Here is a 17,804-nt window from a genome sequence, read left to right as displayed (position 1 = left end):
CGCTAGGTTTAATGGCCGCCGGCACCGGGCTCGACGACGCGGGTGGGTTTCGGGGCCAGCCAGATGACCGAGGCGGCGACCAGGAAGGCGACGCCGATCACCGTCATCAGCTGGTTGGTGGCGAGCATCACGGCCTGGCTGGTGATCAGGTAGTCGAGCGCCTGATTGACCGCATCGGCCGCCATGCCGCCCTGCTCCAGCAAGCTCCGGACACTGCCGTCGCTGTCCGAGATGCCGACCAGCTCGGCGTGCTGGCGGGTGATCTGGTTGTCCCAGCTGGTCGTCACCAGCGAAGTGGCAAAGGCGCCGGACAGCGTGCGCAGGAAGTTCATCAGGCCGGCCGCCGAATCCATCTCGCGTTCCTCGACGCTGGACAGCGCCAGGCCGGTGGTCGGAATGAAGAAGAACGGCAAGGCGAAGCCCATCACCATCAGCGGCACGGCGATGTCCCAGAAGCCCATGTCGGTATTGGCCACCGTCCGCCACAGCGTAACCAGGCCCATCCAGATGACGCCGGCAAAGACCAGCTTGCGCGGGTCCACCTTGCTCGCCGCCTGAGCCACCATGGGTGCGATGAAGAAGGCGGTGACGCCGGTCCACGCCGTGGCCAGACCGGCCTGGGTCGCCGTGTAGCCCATGAAGTTCTGCAGCCAGAGCGGGGTCAGCACATTGACCCCGAAGAAGGCGGCAAAGGCCAGGCTGATGGTCAGCACGCTGACCGTGAAGCCGCGGTGGCGGAAGACCTTGAGATCGACCACCGGGTTTTCCTCGTGCCACTCCCAGATGATGAAGGCGGCAAAACAGGCGCTGGCGACGACGGCCAGGCCGGTGATGAAGTTCGAGGAGAACCAGTCGAGGTTCTTGCCTTCGTCGAGCAGTAGCTGCAGGGAGCCGACCCAGAGGATGAGCAGAACGAGGCCGACCGTGTCGATGCCGGCCCGGCTCAGCGTATCGCGGTAGCACTTGAGCAGGTTCCAGCCGAAGAAGGAGCAGACGAAGGCGATCGGCGCATTGAGGATGAATACCCAGGACCAGCTGTATTCATCGCACAGGTAGCCGCCGAGAATCGGTCCGACGACCGGCGCGACCAGCGTCGTCATCGACCACAGGCCGATCGCCGCGGCCGCCTTTTCCTTGGGAAAGATGCGCATCAGCAGGGTCTGCGACAAGGGCATCAGCGGCCCGCCGCACAGGCCCTGGAAAATGCGGGCGACGACCAGGATGCCGATCGAACCGGAGAGGCCGCAGATCACCGAGAAGATGCCGAACAGGATCATCGAGCCGATGAAGACGCGCACCGAACCGAAACGTGCCGACAGCCAGCCAGTCAGCGGCACGGTGATGGCCTCGCCGACCGCGTAAGCGGTGATCACCCAGGTGCCCTGGCTGGTCGCCGCGCCGAGCGCGCCGGCGATGTTGGGCACGGCAACGTTGGCGATGGTCATGTTGAGCACCGCGATGAAATTGGCGGCGGCCAGCATGATCGCGGCAAACCACAGCATGCCGCCGGTCAGGGGTTGGACTTCGCCGGCCGGGGTGGGCGCTTGCGCTTGGCTCATTCGATGACCCCGGCTCAGTTCTGGCTGCGCGTATCGATTTCGGCCTGCATCGACAGGCCGACCTTGAGCGGATTGGCCTCAAGCTCCTTGGGATCGAGCTTGACGCGCACCGGCAGGCGCTGCACGACCTTGATCCAGTTGCCGGTGGCGTTCTGCGCCGGGATCGCCGAGAAGGCGGCCCCGGAACCGCCGGAGAAACCTTCGACGGTACCGTGATAGGTCACGCCGCTACCGTAGATGTCGGCGTGCAGCTTGACCGGCTGGCCGACCCGGACCTTTTCGAGCTGCACTTCCTTGAAATTGGCATCGACGTGCATCTGCTGGATCGGCACGATGGCGAGCAGCGGCATGCCGGCCTGAACGCGCTGGCCGAGCTGGACCTGGCGCTTGGCGACGACGCCGTCGACCGGCGCCCGCACCACGGTGCGCTCGAGATCGATTGCCGCCTGGTCGCGGCGGGCCCGGGCCAGCGCGATTTCCGGGTTGCTCTCTTCGGCGCCGGCGATCAGCACGGCATTGGCTTCGCGCGTGCTCAGCGCCGTGCTGCGATTGGCCCTGGCCTGCTCGGCGGCGGCGCGGGCGGCGGCCAGGTTGCCCTGGGCCGAGGCGAAGGCATTCTGGGCGCGGGTCAGTTCGTCGCCGGAAACCGAGCCGGAAGCGGCCAAGGCTTCGCGGCGCTTGAGGTCGATCCCGGCCCGCTCGAAATCGGCCTCGGCCGAACCGAGCTGGGCGGCGGCGCGCTTCTCGTCGGCATCGCGCGCCGCGATCTGGGCCCCCAGGCTGCCGTCGTTGGCGACGAAGCCCTTGACCCGACGGGTCGCCCGGCCCAGGTCGGCTTCGGCCTGGGCGAGCGCCAGCCGGGCGTCGGTCGGGTCGATCCGAACCAGGACATCGCCCGCCTTGACGGCCTGGGTATCGGTAACCAGCACTTCGCCGATGGTGCCGCCGACCGAGGGCGTCACCTGGGCGATCTCGACCGCCGCATAGGCATTGTCGGTCGCCACGAAATGCGAGCTGTAGAGCAACCAGTAAGCGGCCGCACTGACGCCGGCCAGACCGACGATACCGGCCAGGCCGATCAGCAGCTTCTTGCGGCGCTGTTCTTTATTTAAAGCGGAAGAAATGGGCAGATTGTTTTCAGACATGCTGGAATCCTTTGCAATTAAATGTGCTTGGCCTGGTAGCCGCCGCCCAGAGCGCGCTGCAGCGCGACATCCAGCACGAAGGCCCGGGACTGAAGATTGGCGAGGTTGCGCTGGGCGTTGAGCAGCCCGTCCTCGGCGTAAAGCACCTCGAGATAGCTGGCCAGCCCGCCTTCGTAGCGGTTGCGGGCGACGCGATGCGCTTCGCCCGCCGCTTCGACGGCTTCTTCGCCCTTGCGCAGCTGGGCGGTCAGCGCCTTCTGGCTGAGTCCGGCATTGGCTACGTCTTCCAGGGCCTGGGTGACGGTGCGGTTGTAGTTGGCCACCGCCTCGTCGTAGCTGGCCACCGTGCCGCGCAGTTCGCCTTGCAGGCGGCCGGCGGTGAAGATCGGCAGAGAGAAGGCCGGGCCGATGCCGCCGATGTTCGAACCGCCCTTGTTGAGCATGTTGAGGCCGAGCGCCTGAACGCCGATGAAGGCGGACAGGTTGATGTTGGGATAGAACTCGGCCTTCTTCTGGTCGATGCGCTGCGCCTGGGCTTCGGCCTGCAGGCGGGCGGCGACCACGTCGGGACGGCGGCCGAGCAGGTTGACGGCCAGTTCGCCCGGCAGCGCGAAATGGCTTTTCAGATTGACGACCGGCCGCTCGATCGCCAGGCCGCGGTCCGGACCAGCCCCGAGCAATGCCGCCAGGCGATAGCGCTGCAGGCCGATCTGCTCGTCGATCACCAGCAGTTCGCCTTGCGCCCCGGCCAGACGGGCCTTGGCCTCGCTCAGGCTGCCGCGGGTTTCCATGCCGTTGGCGAAGCGTTGATCGAACAGATCGACTGTCTTGCGGCGCACATCAACCGAGCGGGCAGCCGTATCGCGAGCCGCGAAGAGACGGGCCAGTTCGGCATAGTTGGTGGCGACCGCGGCGCCGATGCTGAGCCGGGCCTGGGCGAGTTCGGCATGGCTGGCCTCAAGTTGCGAGGTGGCCGCCGCCAGCCCTGCCCGGTTCTTGCCCCAGAAGTCGAGTTCCCAATTGAAATCGAGCGTCGCCCGACCGTAATCCTGCCAGCCGTCCGGCGTCATGCTGCGCGGCGTCAGGTAGTTGTAGCTCATCTTCTGATCGCTGGCCGAGGCATTGGCACTGACTTGCGGCATCAGCGGCGCGCCGGAAACCTGGCGGAAGGCTTCGGCCCGGCGCAGGCGGGCGGAAGCCGCGGCCATATCCGGCGAATCGCGCAGCGCCTCGTCAATCAGCGCATCGAGTTGCGGGTCGCCGTAAGTCTGCCACCAGCGCTCGGCCGGCCAGTTGCCGGCTGGTGCGGCAAGCGCCGCGCTGGTCTGGTAGTCAACCGCCGGCTTCAACCGCGCCAGCTGATCAAGCGATGGAAACTGGGCGCAGCCGCCAAGAGCGAGTGCCAGGGCGACAACCAGCGTGGCGGTTTTGGCCGGCGGCAACGCGGCAAGGGATAGGGTTTGATGACGCATGGAAAGTTCTCACCTGCCTAAAAACTGTACCGTACAGTACGATAAGTTGATTATATCAACCCTTGCGCTAAAGTGAACCATCCGGTACAGTTTTTTTATTGTGGAGACCAAGCAAGAATGAAAAAGAAAACCGAAGCAAAGCGCCAAACCATTCTCGATGTAGCGGCACAGGCGTTCCGGGAACTGGGCTTCGAGGGAACCTCGATGTCGGAGATCTGCACCCGCGTCGGCGGCTCCAAGGCGACGCTGTACAACTACTTTCCGTCGAAGGAAGAGTTGTTTTCCGAAGTGATGTTTCTGTCGAGCGAAGCCGAGTTCGCGGCGGCCCACGACGCCATCGACCCGACAACCGAAGATATCGCCGACTCGCTGCGCCATTTCGGCGAGAAATTCCTGACCTTCCTTTATTCGCCGAACATTCGCGCCCAGCGTCACCTGGCCATTTCCCAGTCGGGGCGTACCGAACTCGGACGCCTCGTCTACGAGCGCGGCGTGCTACGCAGCGAGAACCTGATGGCCGAATTCCTGCAAACCGCGATGAATCGCGGCAAGCTGCGCCAGGCCGCCCCCAAGGTGGCGACCCGGCATCTCTACAGCCTGCTCGAGTCCGAATTGCTCGAACGTTTCCTGTTTCAGATTCTCGGCGAAGTCGGCGCGGACGAGATCAAGGCCGTAACCGCCCGCGCCATCGAGGTCTTCATGGCCGCCTACGGCCCGCCGCCAGCCGAGGATAGCCAGCCGGAGCCTGTTCGGCAGCCTCCGGCCGGTGCGACGCCGCAATAAACGGCAGCGTTAATCAGCCGGCGGCAAGCGCGCTGGCCGCCGGCGCGCCGAGGCCCGGCGCGACGGAGAAGCGGCAAGCGGTTTTCGCCCTGACCTCGTCCACCGAAACGCCGGGCTGCAGCTCGCGCAAGGTCAGGCCACCGCCCGGATTGACGGTGAATACGGCGAGGTCGGTGATGATCATCTCCACCACGCCCTTGCCGGTCAGCGGCAAACTGCAGTTGGCCAGGATCTTCGGCGCGCCATCCTTGGCGGTGTGTTCCATCAGCACGATCACCCGACCGACGCCGGAGACCAGATCCATCGCCCCGCCCGGCCCCTTGACCATCTTGCCGGGCACCATCCAGTTGGCCAGGTCGCCGTTCTCCGACACCTCCAGCCCGCCGAGGATGGAAAGATCGACGTGGCCGCCGCGGATCATCGCGAAGGAATCGGCGCTGGAAAAGAAGCTGCTGCCCGGCAGGCTGGTGATGGTCTGCTTGCCGGCATTGATCAGGTCGGCATCGACATCTTCGCTGCCAGGAAAGGGGCCGATGCCGAGCAGGCCGTTCTCCGATTGCAGCGTGACGTGCATGCCCTCGGGAATGTAATTGGCGACCAGCGTCGGAATGCCGATGCCGAGATTGACGTAGTAGCCGTTGCGCAACTCCTGGGCGGCCCGCCGCGCCATCCGCTCGCGTAGCGGATCCTGCTTGCCCGGCGTGGCGCCGCCGGCCGTGGTGCGGAACTCGATGCGTTTCTCGTAGCCGGCGCCCTGGACGATGCGGTCCACGTAGATGCCCGGCGTGTGGATCTGGTCGGGATCGAGTTCGCCCGGCTCGACCAGCTCCTCGACCTCGGCGACGGTGACCCGGCCGCAGGTGGCGATCATCGGATTGAAATTGCGCGCCGTCTTGCGGAAAACCAGGTTGCCCGTGCTGTCCCCCTTCCAGGCCTTGACGATGGCGACGTCGGCGCGGATGGCCGGCTCCAGTACATAGTCCTGGCCGTCGAACTGGCGGGTTTCCTTGCCTTCGGCCAGCCGGGTGCCGAACGCGGTGCGCGTGTAGAAGCCGGGAATGCCCGCCCCGCCGGCGCGCAGCCGTTCGGCCAGCGTGCCTTGCGGCACCAGTTCGAGTTCCAGTTCGCCGGCCAGCACCTGGCGCTCGAATTCCTTGTTCTCACCGACATAGGAGGCGACCACCTTCTTGACCTGCCGCGTTTTCAACAGCGGCCCCATGCCGAAGTCGTCGACACCGGCGTTGTTGCCGACGATGGTCAGGTCGCTGGTGCCGGCCTGCAGCAGGCCGGCGATCAGGTTTTCCGGAATGCCGCACAGGCCGAAGCCGCCGGCGGCGACGGTCATGCCGTCGAAAAGCAGGCCGTCGAGTGCGGCCTGGCTTGTTGCATACACCTTGTTCATGTTGGGTTGTTCCCTGTTGGTTTCTCTGGTCTGCCGGGTAGAGCAGGCGGGGAACGGCATAGCGTTCCCCGCCTGGTTCAAGGCCTAATCAACCCGTTCCGGTACCGGCAGATGCACCCATTCCTTGTAGAAAGCCTCGATGTCCGGCTCGAAGTCATGGATCACCGGGTACCACGGGGTCGGCGCCTCGACGTCGTGCAGCGTGCCGCAGCTCGGGCAGTAGTACTCGCGGTAGACCTGCCACTGGGTATCCGGCGCCATCAGTTGCGGATAAACCTCGGTCATCGCCTCTTCGGTGTCGCGCACGTAGATCGCGGCGTGCAGCTTCCAGTTGTCCTTGTAGTCGCAGAACTCGTGGCCGCAGTCGCACTTGATCAGCCACTGCTTGGTCTTCGCCGACTGCACGATGTACATGTGCGGCGCCAGCGGCAGCACGATACGATCCTTGAAGCTGACCTTGGCCTGCAGCGCCGCGACGTACTGCTCGAAACGGCTGTTGTCCTTGGGCATCGACAGCATGCGGAAGGTGGTTTCCCAGTCCAGCGTGCCTTCGACCAGATGTGAAACCTGTTCATTGGTATATGACATTTTTGTCTCCTTGATTCAGATGGTGGCTGGCGCGGCTTACTCTTCGACCTGGACGACGGTGGTCACGTCGGGCATCAGCGAGAGGTCCATGCGGTGCTTGGAACCGTAGGTCGGTACGCCCAGCTCGTCCTCGAGCAGTTGCCAGTCGGCCGGCAGGTTCCAGAAGTCCTTGAACTCCTTGGTGAACTTCTCGGACAGCCCAAAGCTGGTGGCGAACATGTGCTGGACCTGCACCGCGGCGTGCTTGTTGATGATCCGTTCGCGCTCTTCCTTCATCCACTCGCGGGTCGGCAGGGCGCGGGCCAGGCGTTCCTTGCGGATTTCGGCGCGGCGGGTGGCAGTTTTCGCGGCATCGATGGAGAACACGCCCTTGGCATTCTGGGTGAATACCGCGCCATAAACCTTTTCGGCGAATTCCGGCAGCAGGAACTTCTGGTTGAGGTCGTTCTCGATGGCCTTGACCTCGCGGTCGATCGGATCGCCAAAGCCCGGGCCGCCACGCAGGTAGTTCAGGTAGAGGTCATGGTTGTCGTAGCAGTCCTCGGTCGTCATGCACTGCTTGTCGCGCTTGACCACGGCGGTTGCATCGAGGTGACGCTCGTAGTCGGGCGCCGTCGGGTCGAGGTCGCCACCGAGCGGCAGCGAGTCGCCGATGGCGATGCGCTCCTTGAGGCCGGTCTTGTGCGCTTCGAAACGGTAGCCGGTGGCCGACGGGTAGCCGCCCATCATGCCCCAGTCGCTGTTCATGTAGCCGTTGCCCATGAAGAACATCGTCCAGTCCTGGGCGTTCCAGACCATGCGCAGGGTTTCGAAACCACAGCCGCCACGGTACTTGCCGTAGCCGCCGGAGTTGGATTTGACGTTGCGCCCGAGGTAGAGCAACGGCTCGGCCATTTCCCATATCTCGATGTCGCCCATGTCGCCTTCCGGATTCCAGATGGCGGCGGCGTGGTTCAGGCCATCCTTGACGGCGCAGGCACCGGTGCCGCACGACGAAGCCTCGAAGCTGTTGACCGCGTGGATCTCGCCGTCCTGGTTGATGCCGCCGCCCTGCAGCCAGTTGGAGGTATTGGCGTTGCCGGCATTGACCTCTTCCAGATAGCCGCGACTGAAGTAGGACTGGCTGAGGCCGCGCCACAATGCCGCCCAGCCGGAGACCAGGAAGTGCCAGGCATAGGCGTGGCCGGTCCGGCGGTCGTCCGGGTTGCACCAGGTACCCTTGGGCAGGTGGAACTCGGTGGCAAAGTAGGCCCCGTCGTTGATCCGTTGCGTCGGCACCAGCGTCTGCGACATCATCACCCAGATGCCCGAGGTGAAGGCCACCTGGTGGGCATTGAAGGTATGCCAGCCCCAGCGGCTGGCGCCTTCGAAGTCGAGACGCCACTTGCCGTCCGGCTTGATGGTCATCTCGACCGGCGAGTGCATGATCGAGTCGAGCTTGGCGAAGGCGTTGGAAACCTGGATGTCCTCGTGCTTGAACGGCACATCGACAAAGGAGACCTTGCGATATTTGCCCGGCAGGGTCATCGCCTTGATCCGGCTCATCAGGCCGCGGCGGCCTTCTTCGATCACTTCTCCCGAGAACTTCTCGTAAGCCTCCAGGCCGTCGGCCCGGATCACTTCCTCGACCAGTTCGCGGATCATGTGGCAACCGGCGATCCGGGTCTTTTCGTCGAGAATCCAGTACTTCGGCGTCCGGACCGAACGCTGCGACTCGTGCAGCCAGTCGCGCAGCGGTTCGTCGTTGATCCCGGTCTTGCGGCAGGTGATCATGTAACCGTCGCCGAAACGCTGGGTCTGGCCGGTAGACATCGAGCCCGGCGTCACGGCACCGGTGTCGATGACGTGGGTGACGCCGCCGACCCAGCCGATCAGCTTGCCGGCCCAGAAGATCGGCACGATGGTGGCGATGTCGCAGGGATGCACGTTGCCGATGGCGCAGTCATTGGTCGTGAACATGTCGCCGGGGTTGATCGTCGGGTTGGCTTCCCAGTTGTTCTCGATCATGTACTTGATCGCCGCGCCCATGGTGCCGACGTGGATGATGATCCCGGTCGAGGTCAGGATGCAGTCGCCAGCGGCGTTGTAGAGCGTGAAGCAGAGTTCGCCTTCCTGCTCGACGATGGGGCTGGCGGCGATTTTTTTCGCCGTTTCCCGGGCATGGACCAGGCCGCCGCGCAGCTTGGAGAACAGCTTTTCGTAGCCGATCGGATCGGAGTCGCGGAATTCGAGATTTTCCAGGCCGTTGTAGTAGCCGGTGGTCTTGGTCCGCTCGAGGATCGCGTCGCGATGCTGCTTCAGTGTCAGGCCGCTCTCGAGCAGGTTGCCGATACCGATTTCTTTGGTGCTCATCATATTCATGATTTATCTCCTCACTTGACTTCTTTGAGATGGAACAGGCGATGCTTGTCGATCGTGGTTTCGAAGCCGTCGGGCACGACGAAGGTCGTCGCGTCGGATTCGATGATGGCCGGGCCGACGACGTGGTTGCCGGCCTTCAGCGACTCCATCTTCCACAGCGCCGCCTCGACCCATTTCTTGTGGCGGTAGAACGGCCGGGTGCCGAGATAGGCCTCCTTGGGCGGCGTCGGTCCTGCATCGGCGTCTTCCGGCAGCACCGGTTTCTGGGTGACGACCATGCCACGCAAGATGGCGCCGGTGACCGAAAAGCCCAATTCCGGCGAGCGCGCCGAATTGGCGTAGACGCGGCCATAGGTGTTCTCGAAGGACTCGATGATCTGCTGCCAGTCAGCGGCGGTGGCGGCGCTGGTGACCGGCGAGACGATTTCGAGGTCGTTCAACTGGCCCATGTACTGCATCTTGTAGCCGGGGATCAGCAGCACGTCTTCCGCCTTGTAGCCATTGATCACGAACTCGTCGATGACCTTGACCGCCAGCTCGCCCCAGGCTTCCTGCAGCGTGGCGCAGGCCGCCGCCTTCTTGTCGTCGCTGGCGAACTGGGCGACGCCGAGGTCGACCGACTTGTCGTAGCGGTACTCGAAGTCGGCACAGGCGCAGCCGAAAGCCGAGAAGCCGGCCGCCCAGGCTGGCACGACGACATCCTTAAAGCCGACGCCCTCGGTATAGCCGTAGGTGTGCACCGGGCCGGCACCGCCGTAGGAGAAACAGGTGAATTCGGCCGGGTTGTAACCCTTGGCGCTGATGTTGGCGCGCAGGTACTCGGAGAGTGTCAGGTCGAGCAGCTCGATGACGCCAGCCGCCGCATCTTCGACCGACAGGCCGAGCGGATCGGCGATCTGCGCCTTGATGTGGTCGTGGGCGCGCTGGACGTCGAGCTTGATGGCGCCGCCGAGGAAGTTCTGCGGATTGAGGTAGCCGAGCACGACGTGGCAGTCGGAGACCGACACCGTATCGAGCCCGCTTTCCGGCCAGCAGGTGCCGACCCGGTAGCCGGCGGAATCCGGGCCGAGCTTGATCGACTTGCTGTACGGGTCGAGGCGGACGAAGCTGCCGGCGCCGGCGCCAACCGAATCCATGGCGACCAGCGGCAACGAGAGGACCAGGCGGGCCATGTCGGGGTCGGACTTGATGGCGAAATTGCCCTTGGTGATCAGCGCCACGTCGAAACTGGTGCCGCCGATGTCGGAGCAGGCGATGTTCTCGTCACCGAGGTATTCGCCGAGCAATTTGGAACCGATGACCCCGCCGATCGGGCCGGAGACGATGGTGCGGGCCAGTTCCTTGGCTTTCCAGCTGATCGTGCCGCCATGCGTCGCCATCACCCGCAGGTCGAACTTGGCGCCATGCTTCTTGAAGCGGTCGCTGACCTTCTTCAGCGTCTGGCGCGACGGTTCGGCGCCGTAAGCTTCGAGGATGGTGGTGTTCATCCGGTGGCTTTCCTTGCGCGACGGGTAGTAATCGACCGAGGCGAAGACCGGGATGTCGGATTTCAACTTTTTCAGCTCCTCGCGGACGATATCGCGCGCCCGCTGCTCGCTGATTTCGTTCTTGTGCGATTGCAGCAGGCAGATGACGATGGCCTGGGAACCGGCCTCGACCAGTTCGCGGGTGGCCTGGCGTACTTCGTCTTCGCGCAGCGGGATAACGATCTTGCCCTGGACATCGGTCCGTTCGGTAACGCCGCGGGTCCGTGAAACCGGCACCAGCGGCTCGTCGTAGCGATGAGTATTGAGGTGGATGCGATCTTCCAGCGCGTAGCCCAGGTAGCTCTGCAGGGCGCGGCCCATCGAGTGAATCTGCTCGAAGCCCTTGTTGCAGATCAGGCCAACATCGAGGCCCTTGCGCATCAGGATGCGGTTGAGCATGGCGGTACCGGAATAGACGCAGGTCACCAGTTCCGGGTAAACGTCATCGACGTTGCGGCCCCAGTGTTCGAGGGCATCGACCGACGAGTTGTAGATGGCGAGCGATTCGTCGCCGGGATTGCTTTGGGCCTTGCCGACGACGAAACGGCCGTCGGCCCGGACGAAGAAGGTATCGGTCATCGTGCCGCCGGCATCGATTCCCATTACCTGGACGTTTGACTGCTGGATCTGCATATTGCCTCCTGTTTTTGGTGTGTTCGTGGTGAGTGATCCCACGCCGACTTAATGGCAAGGCCCGGGCCAGCCCCGGAAACATTCGCCACCATTCGAAATTCAATCGAAGAATCATCGACTTGGCGAAAACATGCAGAAATCGGGAGCTGTCCGACAAAAGGCCGGAAAACGTCCTGAATCACGACGCTAATTTTCGACTGTCCGGAATCCGGACACTTCGTCGACGCTTTGCTGCGCCGCACAACACATTGATATATAAGGATTTTATTGACTTACAAATCGCCAGGCGCTACGGTTACGATTAGGTTGATTAATTGATCCGCCGTAATGGTTCCGGAGCCCGTCACGAGCCCAATGTGAGTCCCAACAGCAATCCCCTCATTCCGCGAATCGGCGACGAGTCAGTCGTCGCCAGCTCGTGGGAACGGTTCCTTCAGGACCGGCCGCTGCCCGGGGCCGGGGTGCGTAATGTCGTGCTTGATTCGTGGCGGCGCAGCCGTTCGGAAGCCGTCGATCCGAGCATCGGCAGCGCCCCGACGGCCGATGGCGACAAGATCAACCAGTTGCGGGCGCGTTCCCGCGATTTGTACGAGGCGGCCAAGCCGGTGCTCGAAACCCTGCGCGAGATCCTGCGCGAGTCCGGCACCCTGATCATGCTCAGCGACCCGAGCGGCACCATCCTCGACCTCAACGGCGAATCGCGGGCGCGCGATGCCGGCGAGCAGATCAACCTGGCGCCGGGCGGCTGCTGGAGCGAAGAACTGATCGGCACCAACGCCATCGGCACGACCATAGCCACCCATCAGGCGGTGCAGATCTACGCCAGCGAACACTACTGCATCGACGTCAAGCACTGGACCTGCGCCGCCGCGCCCATCCTCGACCCGCTGGGCAAGAACCTCCTGGGCGTCGTCGATGTTTCCGGCGTCAAGGAAACCTTCCACGGCCATACGCTCGGGCTGGTCATCTCGGCCGCCAAGCAGATCGAAGGCATTCTCGCCCAGCGCGATGCCGAAATGCATGGCCGCCTGCTCGAACACGCCATGGCTGGCTTCAGCCGCTACGGCAACGATTGCCTCGTGCTCTTCGACCAGCGCGGCCGCATCGTCAAGACCAGCGGCAGCATGCAGCAGGCGCGGGAAATGTATGGCGTGCGCTTGCCTTTCGAGGTCGGCGGCCAGGTCCCCGCCCTCGATTTCGCCATCCATCCGACCGAGCGCCTGCGCCTGACCCCGCCCTGGTTGCGCCCGGAATGGCTGCACCCGGTGCGCTCCCGCGACGGCGACCTGGGCACCCTGCTGGTCATCCCGATAGGCACCGCGCAGCGCCAGAGGAGCAGCAGCCAGGCGGTGGCCGATAAAGCGACTGACGATGCATTCGATGAAATCATCGGCACCAGCCAAGCCATTGCGACGGCCAAAGCCCGGGCCCGTCGCATCGCCCCCCTCGATTTGCCGGTGCTGTTGCTTGGCGAAACCGGCGCCGGCAAGGAAATTTTCGCGCGCGCCATCCACAAGGCGAGCGGCAAGCCGGACGGCCCTTTCATCGCTGTCAATTGCGGCGCCCTGACCCGGGAACTGCTGGCCAGCGAATTGTTCGGCTATAGCGAAGGCGCCTTCACCGGCGCCCGGCGCGGCGGCCTGCCCGGCAAGTTCGAGCAGGCCGACCACGGCACCCTCTTCCTCGACGAAATCGGCGAAATGCCGCTCGACATGCAGCCGCACCTACTGCGCGTCCTCCAGGACGGCATTGTGGTCAGGCTGGGCGACACCAGGGAACGCAAGGTCGCGGTCCGCATCATTGCGGCGACCAATCGCGATCTGAAGGCAGACGCGGAGGCCGGCCGCTTCCGGGAAGATCTCTTTCACCGGCTCTGTGTCGTCAGCCTTAATTTGCCGCCCCTGCGCGACCGGCCGGCCGATACGGAGGCGATCATCGGCCGCCTCAACCAGCGCCTGGCGCAAAAATATGGCTGCCCGCCGAAAAGCCTGGCGCCGGACGTCCTGCACCACCTGCTGCGGTATCGCTGGCCGGGCAACATCCGCGAATTGCAGAATGTCTTCGAAGCGATGTTCGCGCTCAGTGACGGCGATTACATCGATGGTTCGCTGCTTCCCCCGCATATCGCCGCCAACGCCATCGATGCCGCCCTGCCGCCTGACGAAATCCGGCCGGCGATGACGGCTGGGCGACTGGCCGAAATGGAGCGCAGCGCAATCAACGCCGCCGTCGCCAGCGCCCACGGCAATCTCTCGATGGCGGCACGGACCCTGGGGATTTCGCGCAGCACGCTCTACGTCAAATTGGCCGCAATGCGGACGTGAAGAAAATGGTCGGCGGCGAATGAGCGGCGCCCGATAACGGACTGCGCACAAAAAAAGCCCCGGAATTGCTTCCGGGGCTAACCGAGGTTACTACAGAGAGAACGGTTTGCCGTCAGGCGTAAGTCGGGGCGAATGCGGCTTCCGGGTTGGCAGCCGGGCCCTTATCGGTCCAGTACGGCGAAAGTTTGCGCAGTTGGGCGATGATCGGCGGCACGGCGGCGATCACGCGGTCGACTTCGGCTTCGGTGTTGTAACGGGACAGCGAGAAGCGGATCGTGCCGTGCGCCGCGGTGTAGGGAATGCCCATCGCCCGCATGACATGCGACGGTTCGAGCGAGCCCGAGGTACAGGCCGAGCCGGAACTGCCGGCGATGCCCATCTTGTTCAACAGCAACAGGATGGCCTCGCCCTCGATGTACTCGAAGGCGATGTTGCAGGTATTGGGCAGGCGGTTACTCACGTCGCCGGTCGCGAAACAATGGGTGATCTGGCTTAGCAGGCCTTTTTCCAGCTTGTCGCGCAGCGCCTTGACCGAGGTGTTTTCCTCGGCCATGTGCTCCATGGCCAGTTCGCACGCCTTGCCAAGACCGACGATGGACGCCGAGTTCTCGGTGCCGGCGCGGCGACCGCGTTCCTGATGGCCGCCACGGAGCAGCGGGCGGAAACGGCAGCCGCGGCGCAGGTAGAGGACGCCGATACCTTTCGGGGCATGCAGCTTGTGGCCGGACAGCGACAGCATGTCGATCTTGGTGTTCTTCAGGTCGATGGGAATCTTGCCGACCGCCTGCACCGCATCGGTATGGAACATGATGCCCTTGGCCGAAGCCAGTTCGGCCATTTCCTCGACCGGGAAGATGGTCCCGGTCTCGTTGTTGGCCCACATCACCGAAACGATGGCGACCCGGTCGTTCAACAGGGACTTGTATTCGTCCATATCGAGCCGGCCCTTCTTGTCCACCTTCAGCTTGTGGACGATGTAGCCCTCCTTCTCCAGCCACTCGCACAGCGTCAGGATGGCCGGGTGCTCGACGACGGTGGTGATCACCGTGTTGCGCTCCGGCTGGGCCTTGATGGCGGACAGGATGGCGGTGGAGTCGGACTCGGTGCCGCAGGAATTGAAGATGATTTCCGAGTCATGCTCGGCGCCGAGCAGCGCCTGGACCTGACTGCGGGCCTTCTTCAGCGCCTTGCCGACTTCACTGCCGAAGGCGTGAATCGACGAGGCGTTGCCGAAATGCTCGGTGAAGAACGGAAGCATCGCTTCCACCACGGCGGGGTCGCAGCGCGTGGTGGCATTGTTGTCGAGATAGATCGGTTCCATGGCGGTTCCTTTAGCTGTTAGTTATTAGCTATCAGGATCGAGCAAAACCCAGCCCACTCGATCCTAATAGCTCGATCCTCGATCCTAGACTTCCGCCGGCATGTGCGAGGACGGCAAGACCTGCACCAGTTCGCCGAGGGCCTCGATCATCTTCTGCTGGATGCCGCCAAGGGTTGCCGCTTCCATCATGCAACCGGAGCAGGCGCCCTTCAGATGGACAAAGATCTTCTTGCCCTGGACGTCGGCCAGTTCCACGTCGCCGTGGTCGCGCTGCAGCATCGGCCGGACGGACTCGAGAATTTCCTCGATCTTCTTGATCTTCTGGACCAGCGTCAGCTTGGCGCTCGGCGGCTTGGGGGCTTCCGGCGTCGCCGGGCAGGCTACCGGCGGCGAGGTTTCGCCGGAACCCGGGCGGGCCGCCTTGACCTTGGCCAGGATTTCCTCGATGCCTTCATGACAGGAAGCGCAACCGCCGCCGGCCTTGGTATAGAAGGTGACTTCCTCGACCGTGTGCAGATCGTTGGCCTTGACCACGTCTTCGATCATCACCGCATCGATGGCGAAGCACTTGCAGATCAGCGCGCCTTCTTCGTGATCGTCGTTCCACACTTCGCCCCGGTAGTTGGCGATGGCGGCTTGCAGCGCCTCGCGGCCCATTACCGAGCAGTGCATCTTTTCCGGCGGCAGGCCGTCGAGGAAATCGGCGATGTTCTGGTTGGAGATTTCCAGCGCCTGGTCGAGCGTCTTGCCCTTGACCATTTCGGTCAGCGCCGACGACGAGGCGATGGCCGAGCCGCAGCCGAAGGTCTGGAAGTGCGCGTCCTCGATGATCTCGGTTTCCGGGTCAACCTTGAGCATCAGGCGCAGCGCGTCGCCGCACTGGATCGAGCCGACATCGCCGATGCCGTTGGCTTCTTCAAGCGGGCCGGAGTTGCGCGGGTTGAAGAAGTGCTCGCGAACCTTGTCAGAATATTCCCACATGCTATCTGCTCCTTAGACCGAGAACGACGAGCCGCAGGAACACTGCGCGCTGGCATTCGGATTGTCGAATTTGAAACCGGTGTGGGTCAGCGTATCGACGAAATCGACGGTGACGTTGTCGATCATCGGCATGGTCAGCGCATCGACCAGGACCTTGACGCCTTCGACTTCCAGCTCCCAGTCGTCTTCGGCCTTGTCGGTTTCCAGCTTCATGCCGTATTGCAGTCCGGAGCAACCGCCCCCCGAGATGGTCAGGCGCAGACCGATCACGGGCGTTTCGGAACCGCGGATAAAGCGTTGAACAGCTTTGATGGCAGCAGGTGTCAGATTGATCATGGCGATTCTCCCAGAGTAGATGAGCACTTCATTGCAAGCCCTGTGCCATGCCGGAATAAATCGCTAAACAATTGAATATATTGGATTGTTGCGGCAAACGGCTTTGTCGTTTTTGCGACAATCAACCGAGAACGTGTTCGTAAGCCCGGCGCAGCAGGTTGCGCTCGACCTCGCTCAAGTGCCGCGATTCGGTAATCGCGATGAAGCGGCCGCCGGTCCGTTCGGCCGCGGCGAACGGCGGATCGATGCCGACGAACGAGGCGAGCAGCACCGGCACATCGCCGGTCGGCGTATCGACCCAGGCGCTGAACTCGGGCACCGGCTCGATGGCATCTTCCGGCAGGCCGAGATGGATTTCGGCTTCGCGAAGCAGCGCCGTCGGGTGAAACTGGATGGTCGGCGAGTAGTCTTCATCGCGCAGCGCCGACAGCGGCGGCAAGGGATGAAAAGCGACAATCCCCGAACTCAGGCACAAAAACCGGACACGGCCGCTGGTGCCGTGTTTGTGCAGCAGGACGAGACGCGGCTGGAGCGGCATAGCTTAGCGGGAGAACTCGGCGAGCACGGCATCACCGCGCAATTTCTCGGGAAGCCCCCAAACCTGCACGGCTTCGACATAGCTGCCCTCCTTCGCGGGATGCGGCAGCAAGACCTGATATTCAGCGAAAATCCGGCGATCGGGAAAAATCGTCACCGTGCCGTAGCGCGCCTGGCCACGCCAGGTCCCGATCAGGTTGATTTCCTGCGAATACGGATCGACCGTCTCGACGAAGGTCGCCTGGGCCCAGACCGGCTCGTCGCCGATCGACAGGCCGAGTTTTTCCACCTGCCGGCGCAAGGCGGCACAAACGATATCGCCGAGCGCCGGATCGGGCAGAGCCGCCATGTTCAGGCCGGCGCGTAGGTGTAGCAGTTCTTCGGACAGACGCGGCCGCAGGAACCGCAGCCGATGCAGTCGGCGGCATTGGCCAGCGACATGACCATCATGTTGTCGTCTTCGTTGTCATCGTCGTCATCGAGTTCGCGCTCGACCAGATCGAGGACATTGCGCGGACAGACCTTGTAACAGCGGCCGCAACCGATGCACTTGGATTGATCGAGGCTGGTGGCGAATTGCGGCGTCCATTCGGCGCCGCCACGGGTGAGTCCGGTAATCATGCAGGTTGTCCTTTCTGGGCGGCGGCCAGGCGGGCCGTCGCGTCGGCCCAGGCCTGGCAGGCCTCGTAAGTCGATTGGGAAAGCCCGGGAATCTCCTGGTAGCCCGCCGGCAGGCGGTCTTCCACGAGGTCGTGCATTTGCGAAGCCCATTCGGAGGCGATGCGCTTCAGTTTCCTGACCTCTTTGTCGAGGGCGGCGATTTCTTCGTCAGTCAT

Annotated in this window: 16 protein-coding genes and 1 pseudogene; 2 read left to right on the top strand and 15 right to left on the bottom strand. The window is 63.6% G+C overall.

What is annotated here, in order from left to right; genetic code table 11:
• Nucleotides 1-8: 8 nt before the first annotated feature.
• Genes KI611_RS07745 through KI611_RS07735 form a run of 3 tightly spaced genes read right to left on the bottom strand, consistent with a single transcriptional unit; the run spans nt 9 to nt 4,176 of the window.
• On the bottom strand, nt 9-1,559 hold the full coding sequence (locus KI611_RS07745) for a DHA2 family efflux MFS transporter permease subunit (RefSeq protein WP_226419244.1): 1,551 nt from the start codon (nt 1,557-1,559) through the stop codon (nt 9-11).
• A gap of 14 nt (nt 1,560-1,573) precedes the next feature.
• Nucleotides 1,574-2,704 carry an HlyD family secretion protein gene (locus KI611_RS07740; protein ID WP_226419243.1) on the bottom strand — a complete coding sequence of 377 codons (1,131 nt, stop codon included), beginning with the start codon at nt 2,702-2,704 and terminating at the stop codon, nt 1,574-1,576.
• A gap of 17 nt (nt 2,705-2,721) precedes the next feature.
• Complete coding sequence (locus KI611_RS07735; RefSeq protein ID WP_226419242.1) at nt 2,722-4,176, bottom strand: efflux transporter outer membrane subunit; 1,455 nt, start codon at nt 4,174-4,176, stop codon at nt 2,722-2,724.
• Nucleotides 4,177-4,293: 117 nt separating this feature from the next.
• Here KI611_RS07735 and KI611_RS07730 point away from each other — a divergent pair, with 117 nt between their 5' ends.
• The gene (locus KI611_RS07730) at nt 4,294-4,959 is read left to right on the top strand and encodes a TetR/AcrR family transcriptional regulator (protein WP_226419241.1); all 666 of its coding nucleotides are present in this window, start codon (nt 4,294-4,296) and stop codon (nt 4,957-4,959) included.
• Nucleotides 4,960-4,972: 13 nt separating this feature from the next.
• Here KI611_RS07730 and KI611_RS07725 read toward each other — a convergent pair whose 3' ends face one another.
• The 5 genes and pseudogenes from KI611_RS07725 to KI611_RS07705 all read right to left on the bottom strand — a co-directional run bounded on the left by KI611_RS07725 (nt 4,973) and on the right by KI611_RS07705 (nt 11,469).
• Entirely contained in the window at nt 4,973-5,629 is a 657-nt protein-coding gene (locus KI611_RS07725; RefSeq protein ID WP_226419885.1) for a 3-oxoacid CoA-transferase subunit B, read from the bottom strand.
• 48 nt (nt 5,630-5,677) lie between these two features.
• Nucleotides 5,678-6,361: pseudogene (locus tag KI611_RS07720) on the bottom strand (CoA transferase subunit A); the annotation flags it as partial.
• An 84-nt stretch (nt 6,362-6,445) separates the two neighbouring features.
• Entirely contained in the window at nt 6,446-6,949 is a 504-nt protein-coding gene (locus KI611_RS07715) for an acetone carboxylase subunit gamma (protein ID WP_226419240.1), read from the bottom strand.
• A 36-nt stretch (nt 6,950-6,985) separates the two neighbouring features.
• Nucleotides 6,986-9,310, bottom strand: coding sequence for a hydantoinase B/oxoprolinase family protein (locus KI611_RS07710; RefSeq protein ID WP_226419239.1), 2,325 nt, complete (start codon nt 9,308-9,310; stop codon nt 6,986-6,988).
• 11 nt (nt 9,311-9,321) lie between these two features.
• The gene (locus KI611_RS07705) at nt 9,322-11,469 is read right to left on the bottom strand and encodes a hydantoinase/oxoprolinase family protein (RefSeq protein WP_226419238.1); all 2,148 of its coding nucleotides are present in this window, start codon (nt 11,467-11,469) and stop codon (nt 9,322-9,324) included.
• Nucleotides 11,470-11,825: 356 nt separating this feature from the next.
• Here KI611_RS07705 and KI611_RS07700 point away from each other — a divergent pair, with 356 nt between their 5' ends.
• Nucleotides 11,826-13,793 carry a sigma-54-dependent Fis family transcriptional regulator gene (locus KI611_RS07700; RefSeq protein WP_226419237.1) on the top strand — a complete coding sequence of 656 codons (1,968 nt, stop codon included), beginning with the start codon at nt 11,826-11,828 and terminating at the stop codon, nt 13,791-13,793.
• Nucleotides 13,794-13,905: 112 nt separating this feature from the next.
• Here KI611_RS07700 and nifS read toward each other — a convergent pair whose 3' ends face one another.
• The 7 genes from nifS to KI611_RS07665 all read right to left on the bottom strand — a co-directional run bounded on the left by nifS (nt 13,906) and on the right by KI611_RS07665 (nt 17,804).
• Complete coding sequence (gene nifS / locus KI611_RS07695) at nt 13,906-15,114, bottom strand: cysteine desulfurase NifS (protein WP_226419236.1); 1,209 nt, start codon at nt 15,112-15,114, stop codon at nt 13,906-13,908.
• An 84-nt stretch (nt 15,115-15,198) separates the two neighbouring features.
• The gene (gene nifU, locus KI611_RS07690) at nt 15,199-16,095 is read right to left on the bottom strand and encodes a Fe-S cluster assembly protein NifU (protein WP_226419235.1); all 897 of its coding nucleotides are present in this window, start codon (nt 16,093-16,095) and stop codon (nt 15,199-15,201) included.
• A 12-nt stretch (nt 16,096-16,107) separates the two neighbouring features.
• A complete protein-coding gene (locus tag KI611_RS07685) occupies nt 16,108-16,431 on the bottom strand; it encodes a HesB/IscA family protein (protein WP_226419234.1) in 324 nt (107 codons plus the stop codon).
• Between the two features lie 121 nt (nt 16,432-16,552).
• A complete protein-coding gene (locus tag KI611_RS07680; RefSeq protein ID WP_226419233.1) occupies nt 16,553-16,969 on the bottom strand; it encodes a hypothetical protein in 417 nt (138 codons plus the stop codon).
• Between the two features lie 3 nt (nt 16,970-16,972).
• Nucleotides 16,973-17,317 carry a hypothetical protein gene (locus KI611_RS07675; protein ID WP_226419232.1) on the bottom strand — a complete coding sequence of 115 codons (345 nt, stop codon included), beginning with the start codon at nt 17,315-17,317 and terminating at the stop codon, nt 16,973-16,975.
• Between the two features lie 2 nt (nt 17,318-17,319).
• Entirely contained in the window at nt 17,320-17,589 is a 270-nt protein-coding gene (fdxB, locus tag KI611_RS07670; RefSeq protein WP_226419231.1) for a ferredoxin III, nif-specific, read from the bottom strand.
• Nucleotides 17,586-17,804, bottom strand: coding sequence for a CCE_0567 family metalloprotein (locus KI611_RS07665; protein WP_226419230.1), 219 nt, complete (start codon nt 17,802-17,804; stop codon nt 17,586-17,588). The genes fdxB and KI611_RS07665 overlap by 4 nt, the downstream gene beginning before the upstream one ends.

Source organism: Dechloromonas denitrificans, from assembly GCF_020510685.1.
Lineage (GTDB): Bacteria > Pseudomonadota > Gammaproteobacteria > Burkholderiales > Rhodocyclaceae > Azonexus > Azonexus denitrificans_A.
This window is presented reverse-complemented; position numbering and strand designations above follow the sequence as displayed.